Origin of the sequence: Bradyrhizobium sp. 17, assembly GCF_023073515.1 — a bacterium.
GTDB lineage: Bacteria > Pseudomonadota > Alphaproteobacteria > Rhizobiales > Xanthobacteraceae > Bradyrhizobium > Bradyrhizobium canariense_D.
The window spans coordinates 160588-174708 of sequence record NZ_JADPJQ010000098.1 but is presented as its reverse complement, the minus strand read 5'-3'; the positions used below and the strand labels follow the sequence as shown (position 1 = coordinate 174708).

General features: G+C 64.3%; 13 protein-coding genes. 5 read left to right on the top strand and 8 right to left on the bottom strand.

Translation table 11 applies throughout. The annotated features are described in order from the left end of the window. Positions 1 to 3: 3 nt before the first annotated feature. Positions 4 to 507 carry an RNA pyrophosphohydrolase gene (locus IVB13_RS18610; protein WP_018459848.1) on the top strand — a complete coding sequence of 168 codons (504 nt, stop codon included), beginning with the start codon at positions 4 to 6 and terminating at the stop codon, positions 505 to 507. 165 nt (positions 508 to 672) lie between these two features. Beyond that, positions 673 to 1173 (top strand): RNA pyrophosphohydrolase, encoded by a 501-nt coding sequence (locus IVB13_RS18605; protein WP_018459847.1) that lies wholly within the window; start codon positions 673 to 675, stop codon positions 1171 to 1173. A 78-nt stretch (positions 1174 to 1251) separates the two neighbouring features. Here the strand turns inward: IVB13_RS18605 and IVB13_RS18600 are convergent, their stop codons facing one another. From IVB13_RS18600 to IVB13_RS18575, 6 genes are all read right to left on the bottom strand, one after another. Continuing rightward, positions 1252 to 2883: an adenylate/guanylate cyclase domain-containing protein gene (locus tag IVB13_RS18600; RefSeq protein WP_247489947.1), complete on the bottom strand. Its 1632-nt coding sequence runs from the start codon at positions 2881 to 2883 to the stop codon at positions 1252 to 1254. 151 nt (positions 2884 to 3034) lie between these two features. Then, positions 3035 to 3442, bottom strand: coding sequence for a F0F1 ATP synthase subunit epsilon (locus tag IVB13_RS18595; RefSeq protein WP_018459845.1), 408 nt, complete (start codon positions 3440 to 3442; stop codon positions 3035 to 3037). Between the two features lie 86 nt (positions 3443 to 3528). Further along, on the bottom strand, positions 3529 to 4971 hold the full coding sequence (gene atpD, locus IVB13_RS18590; protein WP_007598896.1) for a F0F1 ATP synthase subunit beta: 1443 nt from the start codon (positions 4969 to 4971) through the stop codon (positions 3529 to 3531). A 52-nt stretch (positions 4972 to 5023) separates the two neighbouring features. Then, entirely contained in the window at positions 5024 to 5899 is an 876-nt protein-coding gene (locus IVB13_RS18585) for a F0F1 ATP synthase subunit gamma (RefSeq protein ID WP_026233891.1), read from the bottom strand. Positions 5900 to 6052: 153 nt separating this feature from the next. After that, complete coding sequence (gene atpA, locus IVB13_RS18580) at positions 6053 to 7582, bottom strand: F0F1 ATP synthase subunit alpha (protein WP_018459843.1); 1530 nt, start codon at positions 7580 to 7582, stop codon at positions 6053 to 6055. Next, positions 7582 to 8142, bottom strand: coding sequence for a F0F1 ATP synthase subunit delta (locus IVB13_RS18575; RefSeq protein ID WP_027566412.1), 561 nt, complete (start codon positions 8140 to 8142; stop codon positions 7582 to 7584). Before IVB13_RS18575 ends, atpA begins: the two co-directional genes overlap by 1 nt. Before the next feature lie 647 nt (positions 8143 to 8789). On the opposite strand from IVB13_RS18575, the gene IVB13_RS18570 reads away from it, so the two are divergent. Next, positions 8790 to 9299: a septal ring lytic transglycosylase RlpA family protein gene (locus IVB13_RS18570; RefSeq protein ID WP_026233889.1), complete on the top strand. Its 510-nt coding sequence runs from the start codon at positions 8790 to 8792 to the stop codon at positions 9297 to 9299. Positions 9300 to 9496: 197 nt separating this feature from the next. Here IVB13_RS18570 and IVB13_RS18565 read toward each other — a convergent pair whose 3' ends face one another. Further along, a complete protein-coding gene (locus IVB13_RS18565; RefSeq protein WP_018459840.1) occupies positions 9497 to 11707 on the bottom strand; it encodes a primosomal protein N' in 2211 nt (736 codons plus the stop codon). Between the two features lie 112 nt (positions 11708 to 11819). Here IVB13_RS18565 and IVB13_RS18560 point away from each other — a divergent pair, with 112 nt between their 5' ends. Further along, complete coding sequence (locus tag IVB13_RS18560; protein ID WP_018459839.1) at positions 11820 to 12785, top strand: tyrosine recombinase XerC; 966 nt, start codon at positions 11820 to 11822, stop codon at positions 12783 to 12785. A 4-nt stretch (positions 12786 to 12789) separates the two neighbouring features. Here the strand turns inward: IVB13_RS18560 and IVB13_RS18555 are convergent, their stop codons facing one another. Continuing rightward, the gene (locus tag IVB13_RS18555) at positions 12790 to 13362 is read right to left on the bottom strand and encodes a hypothetical protein (protein WP_018459838.1); all 573 of its coding nucleotides are present in this window, start codon (positions 13360 to 13362) and stop codon (positions 12790 to 12792) included. A gap of 117 nt (positions 13363 to 13479) precedes the next feature. Here IVB13_RS18555 and IVB13_RS18550 point away from each other — a divergent pair, with 117 nt between their 5' ends. Then, complete coding sequence (locus tag IVB13_RS18550; RefSeq protein WP_026233888.1) at positions 13480 to 14070, top strand: DUF4337 domain-containing protein; 591 nt, start codon at positions 13480 to 13482, stop codon at positions 14068 to 14070. Positions 14071 to 14121: the final 51 nt, after the last annotated feature.

Below are 14121 nucleotides of genomic sequence, written 5' to 3'. Positions count from 1 at the left end.
GGAATGGCGCGTTACGAGGATCTGCCCTACCGGACCTGCGTCGGCGTGATGTTGCTCAACAAGGACGGACTGGTGTTCATCGGCCGCCGCGCTGGCGGCATCGAGCATGTCGACGACACCCATGTCTGGCAGATGCCGCAGGGCGGCGTCGATCCCGGCGAGGACAATTGGGAGGCCGCCAAGCGCGAGCTCTATGAGGAGACCAGCGTGCGTTCGGTTGAGCGGCTCGGCGAAGTTCCGGACTGGCTCACTTACGACATTCCGCGCACGGTCGCCGGGCGCACCTGGAAGGGCCGCTACCGCGGTCAGCGCCAGAAATGGTTCGCGGTCCGCTTCACCGGCAAGGATAGCGAGATCAACGTCGAAAAGCCCGGCGGCGGTCACAAGGCCGAGTTCGTGAGCTGGCGCTGGGAGCCGATGAAGAACCTGACCGGGCTGATCGTCCCGTTCAAGCGCCCGGTCTACGAGCGCGTGGTGAAGGAATTTTCCGCGCTGGCGCAGGATTAGTTCAAGTCGCCATTCCAGGTTGATGCTAGAGCCAGTTCCGTTCCGATAGAATCGGGACGGGGCTCTAGTTTTTTATTTTGACGCGTTTTCTTGACGCGAACCGGTATCCACTTCGCTCGAAAACGCTCTAATGCACAGCCTGAAATGACGACGAGAGATCCACGCGTGAGCACTGAAAAACCCTACCGTCCCAATGTCGGAATCGCGCTGTTCAATGCCGATGGCCGCGTGCTGATCGGGCACCGCTTCAAGGGCGACGGACCCGAGATCATCCTGCCGGGTCTGGACTGGCAGATGCCGCAGGGCGGCGTCGACGAGGGCGAGGATTTGCGCGATGCCGCGCTGCGCGAGCTCTGGGAAGAGACCAGCGTCAAGAGCGCATCCTATCTCGGCGAGACCGACTGGTTGACTTACGAATTCCCGCCATATGACGGGCCGCAGACACATCGACTGGCGAAATTCCGCGGCCAGCGCCAGAAATGGTTCGCGTTACGCTTCACCGGCAAGGATGACGAGATCGATCCGCTGACGCCGCGCAACGGGCAGCCCGCCGAGTTCGACGCCTGGCGCTGGGAGCGGCTCGACCGCGTCCCCGATGTCGTGGTGCCGTTCCGCCGCCACGTCTACAGCGCAGTGGCGCAGCAGTTTGCGCCGTTCGCGAACTAAAAACGCGAAAAACAACCCCATGCACAGTAGAACGGGGTTGAAATCATTAGAGAACTTTGCCCGGAAATTTGCGTGAGCCTAGTTGATCGGTCCCACCGTGAACGGGCCGATTGCGATGAGGTGGCAGTCGCTGTCGCGCTTGGCGCAGTCGGCGAGCGCGGAATTGACGGCGGTCTGCTCGTCCGCGGCCTTGAGGCCGAGGCCCGGCCGGCCCGCGGTGCCGACCGCGACGGCGTTCCAGCCCATGCCGTCGGCGAGCTTGCGCACGACCTCGTCGCGCGCATCTGCGATGATCGAGGCGTTCGACGCCGCATGGAAGAAGCCGGTGATCCGGAGCAGGGTCGGGATCGGCACGACGAAATTCTCGTCGACCGCAACGACCAGGCAGGCGACGCCGGCGATCGCACCGCACGATTCCAGTGAACGCCGCGCGGCATCGTCGGTGGACGATGCGCCCATCACCATGAAATATTGGCCGCCGGGGCCGAGCGCGACCGCGCGGGATTTTGCCGCGGGCACGAACATGTTCTCGAGCCGGACCTTGGCGGGATCGCGCACCATCGGAAAGTCTTTCGAGGCGAAGGCGCGCTCGGTCATGGCATCATGCCGGACGAACGGTTGCGGCGGCATCGGCGGTTTGCCGTGCGTGTAGACCACATTGTTGCCGACTGCATAGAGCTCGCAACGCCGCGGCGACTGCGCGGCATCGGCGCGCTTCTGGCACTGATCGAGTGCGGCGTTGCGCGCGGCTTCCTCGTTCGGCTGATTCAACGACGCGCCGGTGAACCCGCCGACATTGAGTGCGAACGCCTTGTAGTCGCCGGCAGCGGAATAGTCGCCGGCCAGGTAGTTGCGGATGCGCTCGTTGATGAAGGGGACGCTGTCGGCAGGAAACTTGCCGGCCATCGGTGAAGCCGATGGTGCCGGCATGGGCATCGGCGCTTTCGCCGCCATGGTGGATGACGGGCTTGGCGCTGCTGCCGCAGCCGCGTTGGGCATCGGACTTGATGCTGGGCTTGGCGCGGTCACTGCAACCGCCGGCGCCCTGGTCGTCTCGAGCTTGGTGAAATAGAGGAAGCCGCCGACGCCGATGGCGACGACGGAGACGACACCGACCACCAGCGGCCACATCCAGTTCGGCGCGGCCTCAGCCTTCGTCACCTTCTTGATCTGCGGCGTCGCGTAGCTACCGTCCCCGCGCCGCATCGCCACCATGTAGGCGTGCACCGGCGTCGGGATGTTCTTGACCTCCTGCGCGCCGATATCGGCGAACTGCACCGACAGCTTGTTGGCGACCTGCTCGTGCACGGCGCGGGAGACGCAGATGCCCCCGACCTCGGCGAGGCCCTCGAGCCGGGCGGCGATATTGACGCCTTCACCGAGCAGATCGCCGTCGCGCTCGACCACGTCACCGATGGTGATACCGATGCGGAACGACATCTGCCGGCTCGGCGGATAGGCCATGTTGCGGGTTCGCAGGGATTCCTGAATGTCGATCGCGCAGCGCACCGCATCGACTGCGCTTGGAAATTCCGCAAGCACGGCATCGCCCGCGGTGTTGAAGATGCGTCCGCCCGCCCTGGCAATGAAATCATCGACGACCTCGCGATAGGCGGCGAGACGCCGCAGCGTCTCCTCTTCGTCTTCCGCAACCAGTCGCGAGTAACCGGCAATATCGGCCGCGAAAATCGCTGCGATCTTGCGTTTCATCTGCGGTCGGCCCCCGGAACAAAGTTCGCGGGCGCAGAATGGCGCTATCGGCGGCGCCGTGCAACAAAGTTTCAGCGCCCGCCACTCCCGTGACGAGCGCTGAACTTATTCAGGAATTTTCAGTTCGGGCCCCGGCGCAGTGCACCGGGGCTTAGTGCATCGCCGTGCTGCTGAGCTGCTGCTGGATGCTCTTGAAGTGGTCGAGCCGGGCGATGGCTTGATCGAGCTCGTTGCCTTCGTGCTCCTTCAAGCCCTCTTCCATCTCCGAGATGGTCGCGGCGAACTGCGCGCGGTCGAGCTCGGCCAGCGAGGTCGCGACGTCGGCGAGTACGGTCAGGCCCTTCTCGGAGACTTCGGCGATACCGCCGAGCACGATGATCTTCTCGTGCTTGCCGCCGGTGGTCACGGTGAGAATGCCGGGCCGGATCGCGGCCACGACCGGCGCGTGTCCCGCCAGCACGCCGAAGTCACCTTCGACGCCGGGGATATCGACCTGGTCGACCTCGCCCGAGAAGGCGAGCTTTTCCGGCGAGACGAGATCGAAGTGGAAGGTGGCCATTGGAAACCTGCGAATGGTGAGTAGCGAATTGCGAATGGAGCGGGAGCGGCGCGACTATTCGCTACTCCCTGCTCGCCCTTCGCAGCTTAGGCCGCCTCGGCCGCCAGCTTCTTGCCCTTCTCGATCGCCTCTTCGATGGTGCCGACCATGTAGAAGGCGGCTTCCGGCAGGTGGTCGTACTTGCCTTCGCAGAGGCCGCGGAAGCCCTTGATGGTGTCCGCGAGGTCGACGAACTTGCCGGGCGAGCCGGTGAAGATTTCGGCGACGTGGAACGGCTGCGACAGGAAGCGCTCAATCTTGCGGGCGCGGGCCACCGTCAGCTTGTCCTCTTCCGAAAGCTCGTCCATGCCGAGAATGGCGATGATGTCCTGCAGCGACTTGTAGCGCTGCAGCACCTGCTGGACCTGACGCGCGGTGTCGTAGTGCTCCTGGCCGACGACGAGCGGCGAGAGCATGCGCGAGGTCGAGTCGAGCGGGTCCACCGCCGGATAGATGCCCTTTTCCGAGATCGCGCGGTTCAACACCGTGGTGGCGTCCAAATGCGCGAACGAGGTCGCGGGCGCCGGGTCGGTCAAGTCGTCGGCCGGAACGTAAATGGCCTGCACCGAGGTGATCGAACCCTTCTGCGTGGTGGTGATGCGCTCCTGCAGCGCGCCCATGTCGGTGGCGAGCGTCGGCTGGTAACCCACGGCGCTCGGGATACGACCGAGCAGCGCCGACACTTCAGAGCCGGCTTGGGTGAAGCGGAAGATGTTGTCGACGAAGAACAGCACGTCCTGGCCCTGGTCGCGGAAGTGCTCGGCGACGGTCAGACCGGTGAGGCCGACGCGGGCGCGAGCGCCGGGCGGCTCGTTCATCTGGCCGAACACCAGCGCGCACTTCGACTTGACGCTCGGATCCGGATTATGCGGATCGGCGTTGACCTTGGACTCGATGAACTCGTGATAGAGGTCGTTGCCCTCGCGGGTACGCTCGCCGACGCCGGCGAACACGGAGTAACCACCGTGCGCCTTCGCGACGTTGTTGATCAGCTCCTGAATCAGCACGGTCTTGCCGACGCCGGCGCCGCCGAACAGGCCGATCTTGCCGCCCTTGGCGTAGGGCGCGAGCAAGTCGACGACCTTGATGCCGGTGACGAGAATTTCAGCTTCGGTCGACTGGTCGGTGTAGCTCGGCGCTTCCTGGTGGATGGCGCGCATGCCTTCGGACTGGATCGGACCGGCTTCGTCGATCGGCTCGCCGATCACGTTCATGATGCGCCCGAGCGTGCCTGCACCCACCGGAACCGAGATCGGCTGACCGGTGTCGGTCACTTCCTGGCCGCGGACCAGACCTTCGGTCACGTCCATCGCGATCGTGCGCACGGTGGACTCACCGAGATGCTGTGCAACTTCCAGCACGAGGCGGATGTTGCCGTTCCTGGTTTCCAACGAATTCAGAATGGCCGGCAGATGGCCTTCGAACTGAACGTCGACGACGGCGCCCATGACCTGGGTGACGCGACCGACCTGGGTAGCTGCTGTAGCCATGAAGCTCTCCTTCGAAATTCTTTACTTGAACGACCGTCGTTTGGTTCGTGCGTCAGACCGCCTCGGCGCCGGAGATGATCTCGATCAGCTCCTTGGTGATCTGGGCTTGACGGGTTCGGTTGTAGATCTGGGTTTGCTTGCGGATCATTTCGCCGGCGTTGCGGGTGGCGTTGTCCATGGAGCTCATCTGCGCGCCATAGAACGAGGCGTTGTTTTCCAGCAGCGCACGGAAAATCTGCACCGCGATGTTCCGCGGCAACAGGCCGGAGAGGAGTTCGTCTTCCTCCGGCTCATAGTCGTAGGACGTCGACGGCGCGGTCGCCGCCTTTTCTTCCACGGTCAGCGGAATGATCTGCTGCGCGGTCGGGACCTGGGCGATCACCGACTTGAACTGCGCGTAGAACAGCGTGCAGACGTCGAATTCGCCGTTATCGAAGCGGGCCAGCACCTTCTTGGCGATGTCGTCCGCGTTGACGAAGCCGAGCTGACGAACGCCGCGCAGGTCGAGATGCTCGACGATCTGCTTGTCGTACAGGCGGCGGAGCTGCTCGTAGCCCTTGCGGCCGACGCAGAAGAATTTGACTTCCTTGCCCTGCGCCAACAGCGCCTGGGCGCGCTCGCGCGCGAGGCGCACGATCGAGGAGTTGAACGCGCCGGACAGACCACGCTCGCCGGTGCAGACCAGCAGTAGGTGAACCTGATCCTTGCCGGTGCCGGCCAGCAGCACCGGGGCGCCGGGCGAACCGGCGGCAGCGCTGGCGATGTTGGAGATCACCGCGCTCATCTTGTCGGCATAGGGCCGCGCCGCCTCGGCCGCTTGCTGGGCGCGGCGCAACCGGGACGCCGCGACCATCTGCATGGCCTTGGTGATCTTCTGCGTCGCCTTGGTGGAGGCGATGCGGACGCGCATGTCTTTAAGTGACGCCATTCTTCGTTCACCCCGGCGGTTCGACCCCTTGGATCAAGCCGCTAGCCTATCCCAGTCGTCATGCCCGGGCGTGTCCCGGGCATCCACGTCTTCGTTTCCATGCAGTGAGGCACGGAAGGCCGGGACAAGAAGCCCGGCCTTGCGACCGTTCTCTTATGCGAAGCTCTTGGCGAAACCTTCGACCACCGACTTCAGCTTGGCGGCGGTGTCGTCGGAGAGATCGCGGCTGTCGCGGATCGCGTTGAGGATCTCGACGTTCTTGCCGCGCAGCAGCGACAACAGACCGTCCTCGAACGCGCGCACCTTGTTGACCGGCAGCGGGTCGAGATAGCCGTTGGTGCCGGCCCAGATCACGCAGACCTGCTCTTCCATCTTCAGCGGCGCGAACTGCGGCTGCTTCAGGAGCTCGGTCAGACGCGAGCCGCGATTGAGCAGGCGCTGGGTCGAGGCGTCGAGGTCGGAGCCGAACTGCGCGAACGCCGCCATTTCGCGGTACTGCGCGAGCTCGCCCTTGATCTTGCCGGCGACCTTCTTGGTGGCCTTCGTCTGTGCCGAGGAGCCGACGCGCGACACCGACAGACCGACGTTCACCGCGGGGCGAATGCCCTGGAAGAACAGGTCGGTTTCCAGGAAGATCTGGCCGTCGGTGATCGAGATGACGTTGGTCGGAATGTAGGCCGACACGTCGTTGGCCTGGGTTTCGATGACCGGCAGCGCCGTCAGCGAGCCCGAACCCTGGTCCTTGTTCAGCTTCGCCGCGCGCTCGAGCAGGCGGGAATGCAGATAGAATACGTCGCCCGGATAGGCTTCGCGGCCCGGCGGGCGGCGCAGCAGGAGCGACATCTGGCGGTAGGCGACGGCCTGCTTGGACAAATCGTCATAGATGATGACGGCGTGCATGCCGTTGTCGCGGAAGTACTCGCCCATGGTGCAGCCGGTGAACGGCGCGATGTACTGCATCGGTGCCGGATCCGACGCGGTGGCGGCGACGATGATCGAATATTCGAGCGCGCCCTGCTCTTCCAGCACCTTCACGAACTGGGCAACCGTCGAGCGCTTCTGGCCGATCGCGACGTAGACGCAATACAGCTTGATGTTCTCGTCCGGCTGCGCGTTGAGCGGCTTCTGGTTGAGGATGGTGTCGAGCGCGATCGCGGTCTTGCCGGTCTGACGGTCGCCGATGATCAGCTCGCGCTGGCCGCGGCCGATCGGGATCAGGGCATCGATCGCCTTGAGGCCGGTCGCCATCGGCTCGTTCACCGACTTGCGCGGAATGATGCCGGGCGCCTTGACGTCGACGCGCATGCGCTTGTCGGCCTGGATCGGGCCCTTGCCGTCGATGGGGTTGCCGAGCGCGTCGACGACGCGGCCGAGCAGGCCCTTGCCGACCGGCGCGTCCACGATGGCGCGGGTGCGCTTGACGGTCTGACCTTCCTTGATCTCGCGGTCAGCGCCGAAAATAACGATACCGACGTTGTCGGTTTCGAGGTTCAGCGCCATGCCGCGGGTGCCGTTCTCGAATTCGACCATTTCACCGGCCTGGACGTTATCCAGACCGAAAACGCGAGCGATACCGTCGCCGACGGACAGCACCTGTCCGACTTCGGAGACTTCAGCTTCCTGGCCGAAATTCTTGATCTGGTCCTTGAGGATCGCGGAAATTTCCGCGGCGCGGATGTCCATCAGCCTGCCTCTTTCATCGCGTGCTTGATCGAATTGAGTTTGGTGCGAAGCGAGCTATCGATCATTCGGCTGCCAAGCTTGACCACGAGGCCACCGATGATCGAGGGATCGACCTTCACGTTGAGCGCGACGTCCTTGCCGGTCACCGACTTCAGGGCAACCTTGAGGGCGTCGAGATTCTTGTCCGAGAGCGCCTCCGCCACGGTGACGTCGGCCGTCGCCTCGCCCTTGAACTTGGCGACCAGGGCGCGATAGGCGCGGATGACGTCAGCCACCGCGAACAGGCGGCGGTTGGCGGTCAGCACTTTCAGGAAATTGGCGGAGATGCCGGCGATGCCGGCCTTGTCCAGCACGGCCGAGAGGGCTCTGGACTGGGCATCGGCCGCGAACACGGGGCTGCGGACGAGGCGCTTCAGATCGGCGCTTTCGTTCAGCATGCCCTCGAATTTTTCGAGATCGGCTTTGACCTCGTCGACCACTTTCTGGTCGCGGGCCAGTTCAAACAAGGCCGTTGCATAACGGCCCGACACACCGGAAACGGACGTATCTTCTGCAGCCACAGACGTGCTCTTTTTGCTGTCAAACTCGCAAGGGAAAAACCGTCGCCACGAAGCGGCGCCTAGCGATCCAAGCCCTTGGAATTCAAGCGGGACTTCGATTTTCGACCCCGCACGGAAGTGCCGGGCTCGTTAAAATCGCGGCTTTGCTAACATAGCAGGCGCGCACGTGCAACATGACGCCAAATTAAAGGCATGACGTTCTGTCGCCAGTTCGTCGCACTCCACGACGACGCGACGACGACCTTGCCATGCCGCGGAATTGCCACAGCGCTTAAGCCCAACCCTGAGCCGAGGCCGGCGATTGGTTCCTGCCCTCAGCGCATAGCCGCCATGAACACGGATCGCTGAGGCGTGATTCCAGCCCTCCCGGCTCCACTCGCCGAATACTTTCTGAATTCTAAATGCGGAAAGCGATGACTTCGTTTTACAGTATTCGCGAGTAATATAGAGGTTAACAAACTGCTAAATTCCAATATTACGGAATGTCGGCCGAACATCCCTGCCGGTAACAAGATATTACACAGCGACACAGAACGGATTTACTGCCCAATTCACGCCTCATTAGGAATCGAAACGCGATCCCGCTCGCAAACTTACGGGGGCTCCACTTGCCACATATGTGGCAATACTAGCTTAGGGACCAATATATGCTTTGTTTGAAGACGCTGGGCTCAGTGACCCGGCCGCGTAAGGCGATCGCCTTTGTTGCCGCAACTCTTCTCATCGGGGGAACTGCCACCGAAGCTTCCGCCAAATCCCGCCATCACCATCGCTATTCCCACCATCATCACCGCCACCACGCCCAGACCGATGCCAACACGACCTCCGATTGGCGTAACGCCAATGCATCGATGACGCCGTCGCAGGGCACCGGACGTTCCTTCTCCGGCATGGCTTCCTTTTACGGGAACGAGTCCGGCAGCAGGACCGCCTCCGGCCAGCGCTTCAACCAGAACGCCATGACCGCGGCGCACCGTTCACTGCCGTTCGGCACCAAGCTGCGTGTCACCCATGGCGGCTCGAGCGTCATCGTCACCATCAACGACCGTGGCCCGTTCATCCGCGGCCGTGTCCTCGACCTCTCCACGGGCGCTGCCCGTGCCATCGGCCTCACCGGCGCCGGCGTCGGCCGCGTCACTGCCGAAGTCGTCTCCTAAAGCGCGACGCCTGAAACAAGCTCGCCGTCTTGGGGGACGGCGGGCTTTTTGTTTGTTCTTCCGCCGTTATTGCGAGGAGCGGAGAGACGAAGCAATCCAGACTGCCTCCGTGGAGGGATTCTGGATTGCTTCCGCCTTCGCTAAAGCTTCGGCGGACAAGTCGCTGCGCTCGCAATGACGGGGAGTTTTGCAGCTCCTTACAAAAAGCTCTGCGGATCGACGTCGACTTCGAGCTTTTGATTGCCCTTCGGCTTCGGGCATGCGGCAAGCCAGTTGCGCAGATAATCCGACAGGTCGAAGCCGCGCGCCGATTTCACCAGGATGCGGAAGCGGTAGCGGCCCTTGATGACCGCGAGCGGGGCTTCCGCCGGGCCCAGCACCACAACGCGTTCGTCGCGCGGCGCGAGCGCAACGAGGTGGCGGCCAAAGCCTTCGGCGCTCGGCCGGTCGCCGGCGGAAATGATCAGGCTCGCGAGCCGCCCGAACGGCGGATAGAGCGTGCGTTCGCGCAAATCGATCTCGCTATCGTAGAACGCTTCGCGGTCGCAGGCGATCAGCGCCTTCATCACGGGATGATCGGGCTGGTGGGTCTGGAGATAACCGATGCCACGGCCCTGCTCGCGCCCGGCGCGGCCGATCACCTGGTTGAGCAACTGCCAGGTGCGCTCGGAGGCGCGCGGATCGCCATTGGACAGGCCGAGATCCGCATCGACCACGCCCACCAGATTGAGCCGCGGAAAATTGTGGCCCTTGGCGACGAGCTGGGTGCCGATGATGACGTCGACGCGGCCCTCCGCGATGTCGTTCAGCTCGGAGCGCATCGTCTCGATCGAGGTGATGAGATCGCTCGACAGCACCATGGTGCGGGCCTCCGGGAACAGCGCCGCCGCCTCCTCCTGCAAGCGCTCGACGCCGGGCCCGACCGCGACCAGCGATTCCTCCGCCGCGCAATGCGGACAGGTTTGCGGGCGCGGCATCGAGAAGCCGCAATGGTGACAGACGAGGCGCTGGCGGAAGCGGTGATCGACCAGCCAGGCATCGCAGATGGTGCAGGCGAAGCGATGGCCGCAGGCGCGGCACAGCGTCAACGGCGCATAACCGCGGCGATTGAGGAACAGTAGCGCCTGCTCGCGCCGCTCGATCGCGGTCCTGATCTCGGACGCCAGCCGCGGCGAGATGAAGCGGCCGCGCGCCGGCGGCTCGCGGCGCATGTCAATGGCCTCGATATGTGGCATGTGCTGGCCGCCGAAGCGCGACGGCAGAGCGATGCGCTGATAGCGGTTCTTGCGCGCATTGACCTCGGATTCGACCGACGGCGTCGCCGACGCCAGCACGATCGGAACCTTTGCGATATGCGCGCGCACCACCGCCATGTCACGGGCGTGATAATGCACGCCCTCGTCCTGCTTGTAGGCTTGGTCGTGCTCTTCATCGACCACGATGAGGCCGAGATTGGCGTAGGGCAGAAAGAGCGCCGAGCGCGCGCCGACCACAACCGGCGCGCTGCCCTCGGAGATCGCCGCCCAATTGCGCGCGCGGGTGCGCGGCGTCAGCTCGGAATGCCATTCCAGAGGGCGCACGCCAAAGCGCTGCGCGAAGCGATCGAGGAACTGGCCGGTGAGCGCGATCTCCGGCATCAGGATGAGCGACTGTTTTCCGCGGCGGATCGCCTCGGCGACGGCTTCGAAGTAAACCTCGGTCTTGCCCGAGCCGGTGACACCGTCGAGCAGCGCGACGTGAAAGCTGCCGTTGGCGGCGAGTGCGCGCATGGCATCGACCCCGGCGCGCTGAAGCGGCGAAAAATCCGGCCGGCTGAAATCCGGATCTGGGGCCGGCGGCGGCGGAGGCGGGGGCATCGGCTCGACCGAGAGCGTTCCTTCGTCGACGAGGCCGTCGATCACGCCGGCCGAAACCCCGGCCTCTCTGGCCGCCTCGGACTTGCCGTGCAGCAGCCGGTCCGACAGCACCTCGATCAGGCGCTGCCGCGCCGGCGTCAGACGTTTTGGCGGATCGCCGACCAGGCGCACGCCGGCGCGCACCCGCTCGGGGCCGAGGTTTTCGCCCATCCGCAGGCACATGCGCAGCACCATGCCGCGCGGGCTCAACGTGTAATTGGCGATCCAGTCCACGACCGCACGCAGCTCGGGCTTCAACGGCGGGATGTCGAGCTTTTCGCTGACCTCCTTGAGGCGGTTGTGCAGGCGCGGATCAGGATTGGCGTTTTCGGCCCAGACCACGGCGAGCACCTCGCGCGGGCCGAGCGGCACGCCAATAATATCGCCCGCCTTCAGCTCCATTCCGCGCGGCACCTTGTAGGAATAGGTCTGGTCGAGCGCGACCGGCACCAGCACGTCGACCATGCGGGTCGCGTTGGCGGAGACGGCGTTGCTGCGCGACGTGTGATCCATGGAGGGGGAATCGGAACCCGGGGGCTTCAAGGCTAGCGCCCTGAGGCGGCCTTAGCGAACGATAAACGAGTGTGATGCGATATACTGAGTGGAATCACCACGTCCAGAGCGCATGAGCAAAGCGGCCGCCCCACAAATCGAGCTCGCCAGCGCCGATCCTGACATCGCGCGGGAGATGACGCGCTGGCTGTCGCATCTCGGCGCGGAGCGGCGGCTGTCGCCGAAGACGCTGGAAGCCTATGCCCGCGATTTGCGGCAGTGCCTGATTTTCCTCTGCGGCCATTGGGGCGAGCGAGTGACGCTAAAGCGTTTCGCCGCGCTGGAGGCCACCGATATCAGAGCCTTCATGGCGATGCGCCGCGCCGACGATATTGCCGGCCGCAGCCTGATGCGCGCGCTCGCGGGCCTGCGCTCGTTCGGCCGCTTTCTCGAGCGCGAAGGCAAGGGCAAGGTCGGGGCGCTCTCGGCGATCCGCGCGCCGAAAGTCGCAAAGAGCCTGCCCAAGCCGCTGCCGATGGCGTCGGCCAAACGTCTTGCGGACGCCGACGAGCGCGCCGGCGAGGACCGCGAGACCTGGATTCTTGCGCGCGACGCCGCCGTGATGGCTCTCCTCTACGGCTCAGGCCTGCGCATCTCCGAAGCGCTGGGGCTGACGCGCCGCGAGGTCCCGCGTCCCGGTGAAGGCGACGTGCTGATCGTGACGGGCAAAGGCAACAAGACCCGCATGGTGCCGGTGCTCCAGAACGTGCTCGCACTGGTGCAAGAATACGTTTCCATGTGCCCGTATCCGCTGCCGGCGGAGGGGCCGATCTTCGTCGGCGCACGCGGCGGGCCCTTGAGCCCGCGCATCATCCAGCTCGCGATGGAGCGGCTGCGCGGCGCGCTCGGCCTGCCCGACAGCGCCACGCCGCACGCGCTCCGGCATTCCTTCGCCACGCACCTGTTGTCACGCGGCGGCGATTTGCGCGCGATCCAGGAATTGCTCGGCCATGCCTCGCTCTCGACCACGCAGATCTATACCGGCATCGATGCCGAGCGGCTGCTGGAAGTCTATGCCAGCGCGCATCCGCGCCGATAGCGGCTCAGTTGGCGAGATACTCGATATCGTAGACGTAGTTCGAGCCGCGCCCGACCTCGACGCGGACCATCGGCCTGAACGTCTCCAGCCGCTCGTACAGCGGCGCCGTGACCTTCACCGGTTGGCCCGCGATGCGAACGAGATAGTCCGCTTTGCGGCGGCTACCTGACCTCCACGCACGATCGACACGGCCTTCGATCACAAGGCGGGACGTCAGGTGATCGAGAAACAGCATTCGTCCGGCATACCATGCAAGACCGCTGCCGAGCAGCACGATCAGGATCATCGAGGCGAACGCCTTCGCCTGGTCACGCCATGAGCCGTACAGCGGAGGTTGTCGCAGCTGCGAGCCGACGATAATCAGGCCCAGAACAACGAGGCCGACATGGACGTCGTTGACTGCGATGATCGAGCTCTTGTCATAAAACCGCAACAGGCCGATGTAGGTCAGGCCAAGCGCGAGGACAATCTTGCCGACGAACGGAAAGGCCGCGGTGTTGCGGGCCTTCAGCAGCGCAAGCGCGGATGCGAGGATGGAAGGCCAGACGCAGGCTGCGATGAATTCCGCTGTGGTCATGGGACAGGACTAGATCAGCCCCGACGCGAAACCCTTAATTGCAACGGCCATCGCGGCTTGCCACTTGCGCCCGTCGCGCAGTTCGGTCAATCGTTGGTAAACAGGCAGGAGGGATTTATGAGCGCACATGAAAGCATGGAGCATGCCGAGCACGCCGAACACGCGTCCGGCTCGAACAAGAAGATCGCGCTCCTGATCGCGGTTCTGGCGCTGTTCCTGGCGATCTCCGAGACGCTCGGCAAGGGCGCCCAGACCGAATCGATCAGCAAGAACGTCGAGGCCTCCAACCTCTGGGCGTTCTTCCAGGCCAAGAGCATCCGCCGCACCGTGGTGCAGACCATGGCCGACCAGGGCAAGCTCATCCTCGGCGCGGCGAGCGACGAGGCCAACAAGGTGGCCGTGCAGAAGCAGATCGAGGACTGGCAGAAGACCGCGCAGCGCTACCGCTCCGAGCCGGAGACCGGCGAAGGCACCGAGCAGCTGGCCGAAAAGGCCAAGCACGCCGAGCATGAGCGCGACGAGGCGACTGCGAAATATCATCACTTCGAGCTGGCGTCCGCCGCCTTCCAGATCGGCATCGTGCTGGCCTCAGCCACCATCATCACCGGCATGCTGCCGCTCGCCTGGATCGCGGGCCTGCTGTCGCTTGCCGGACTTGGGATGACCATGCTCGGCGCATGGTCGCCGCATCTGCTGCATCTGCATTGAGGCTCGTAGCCCGCATGAGCGCAGCGACATGCGCGCTGTCATGCCCCGGCT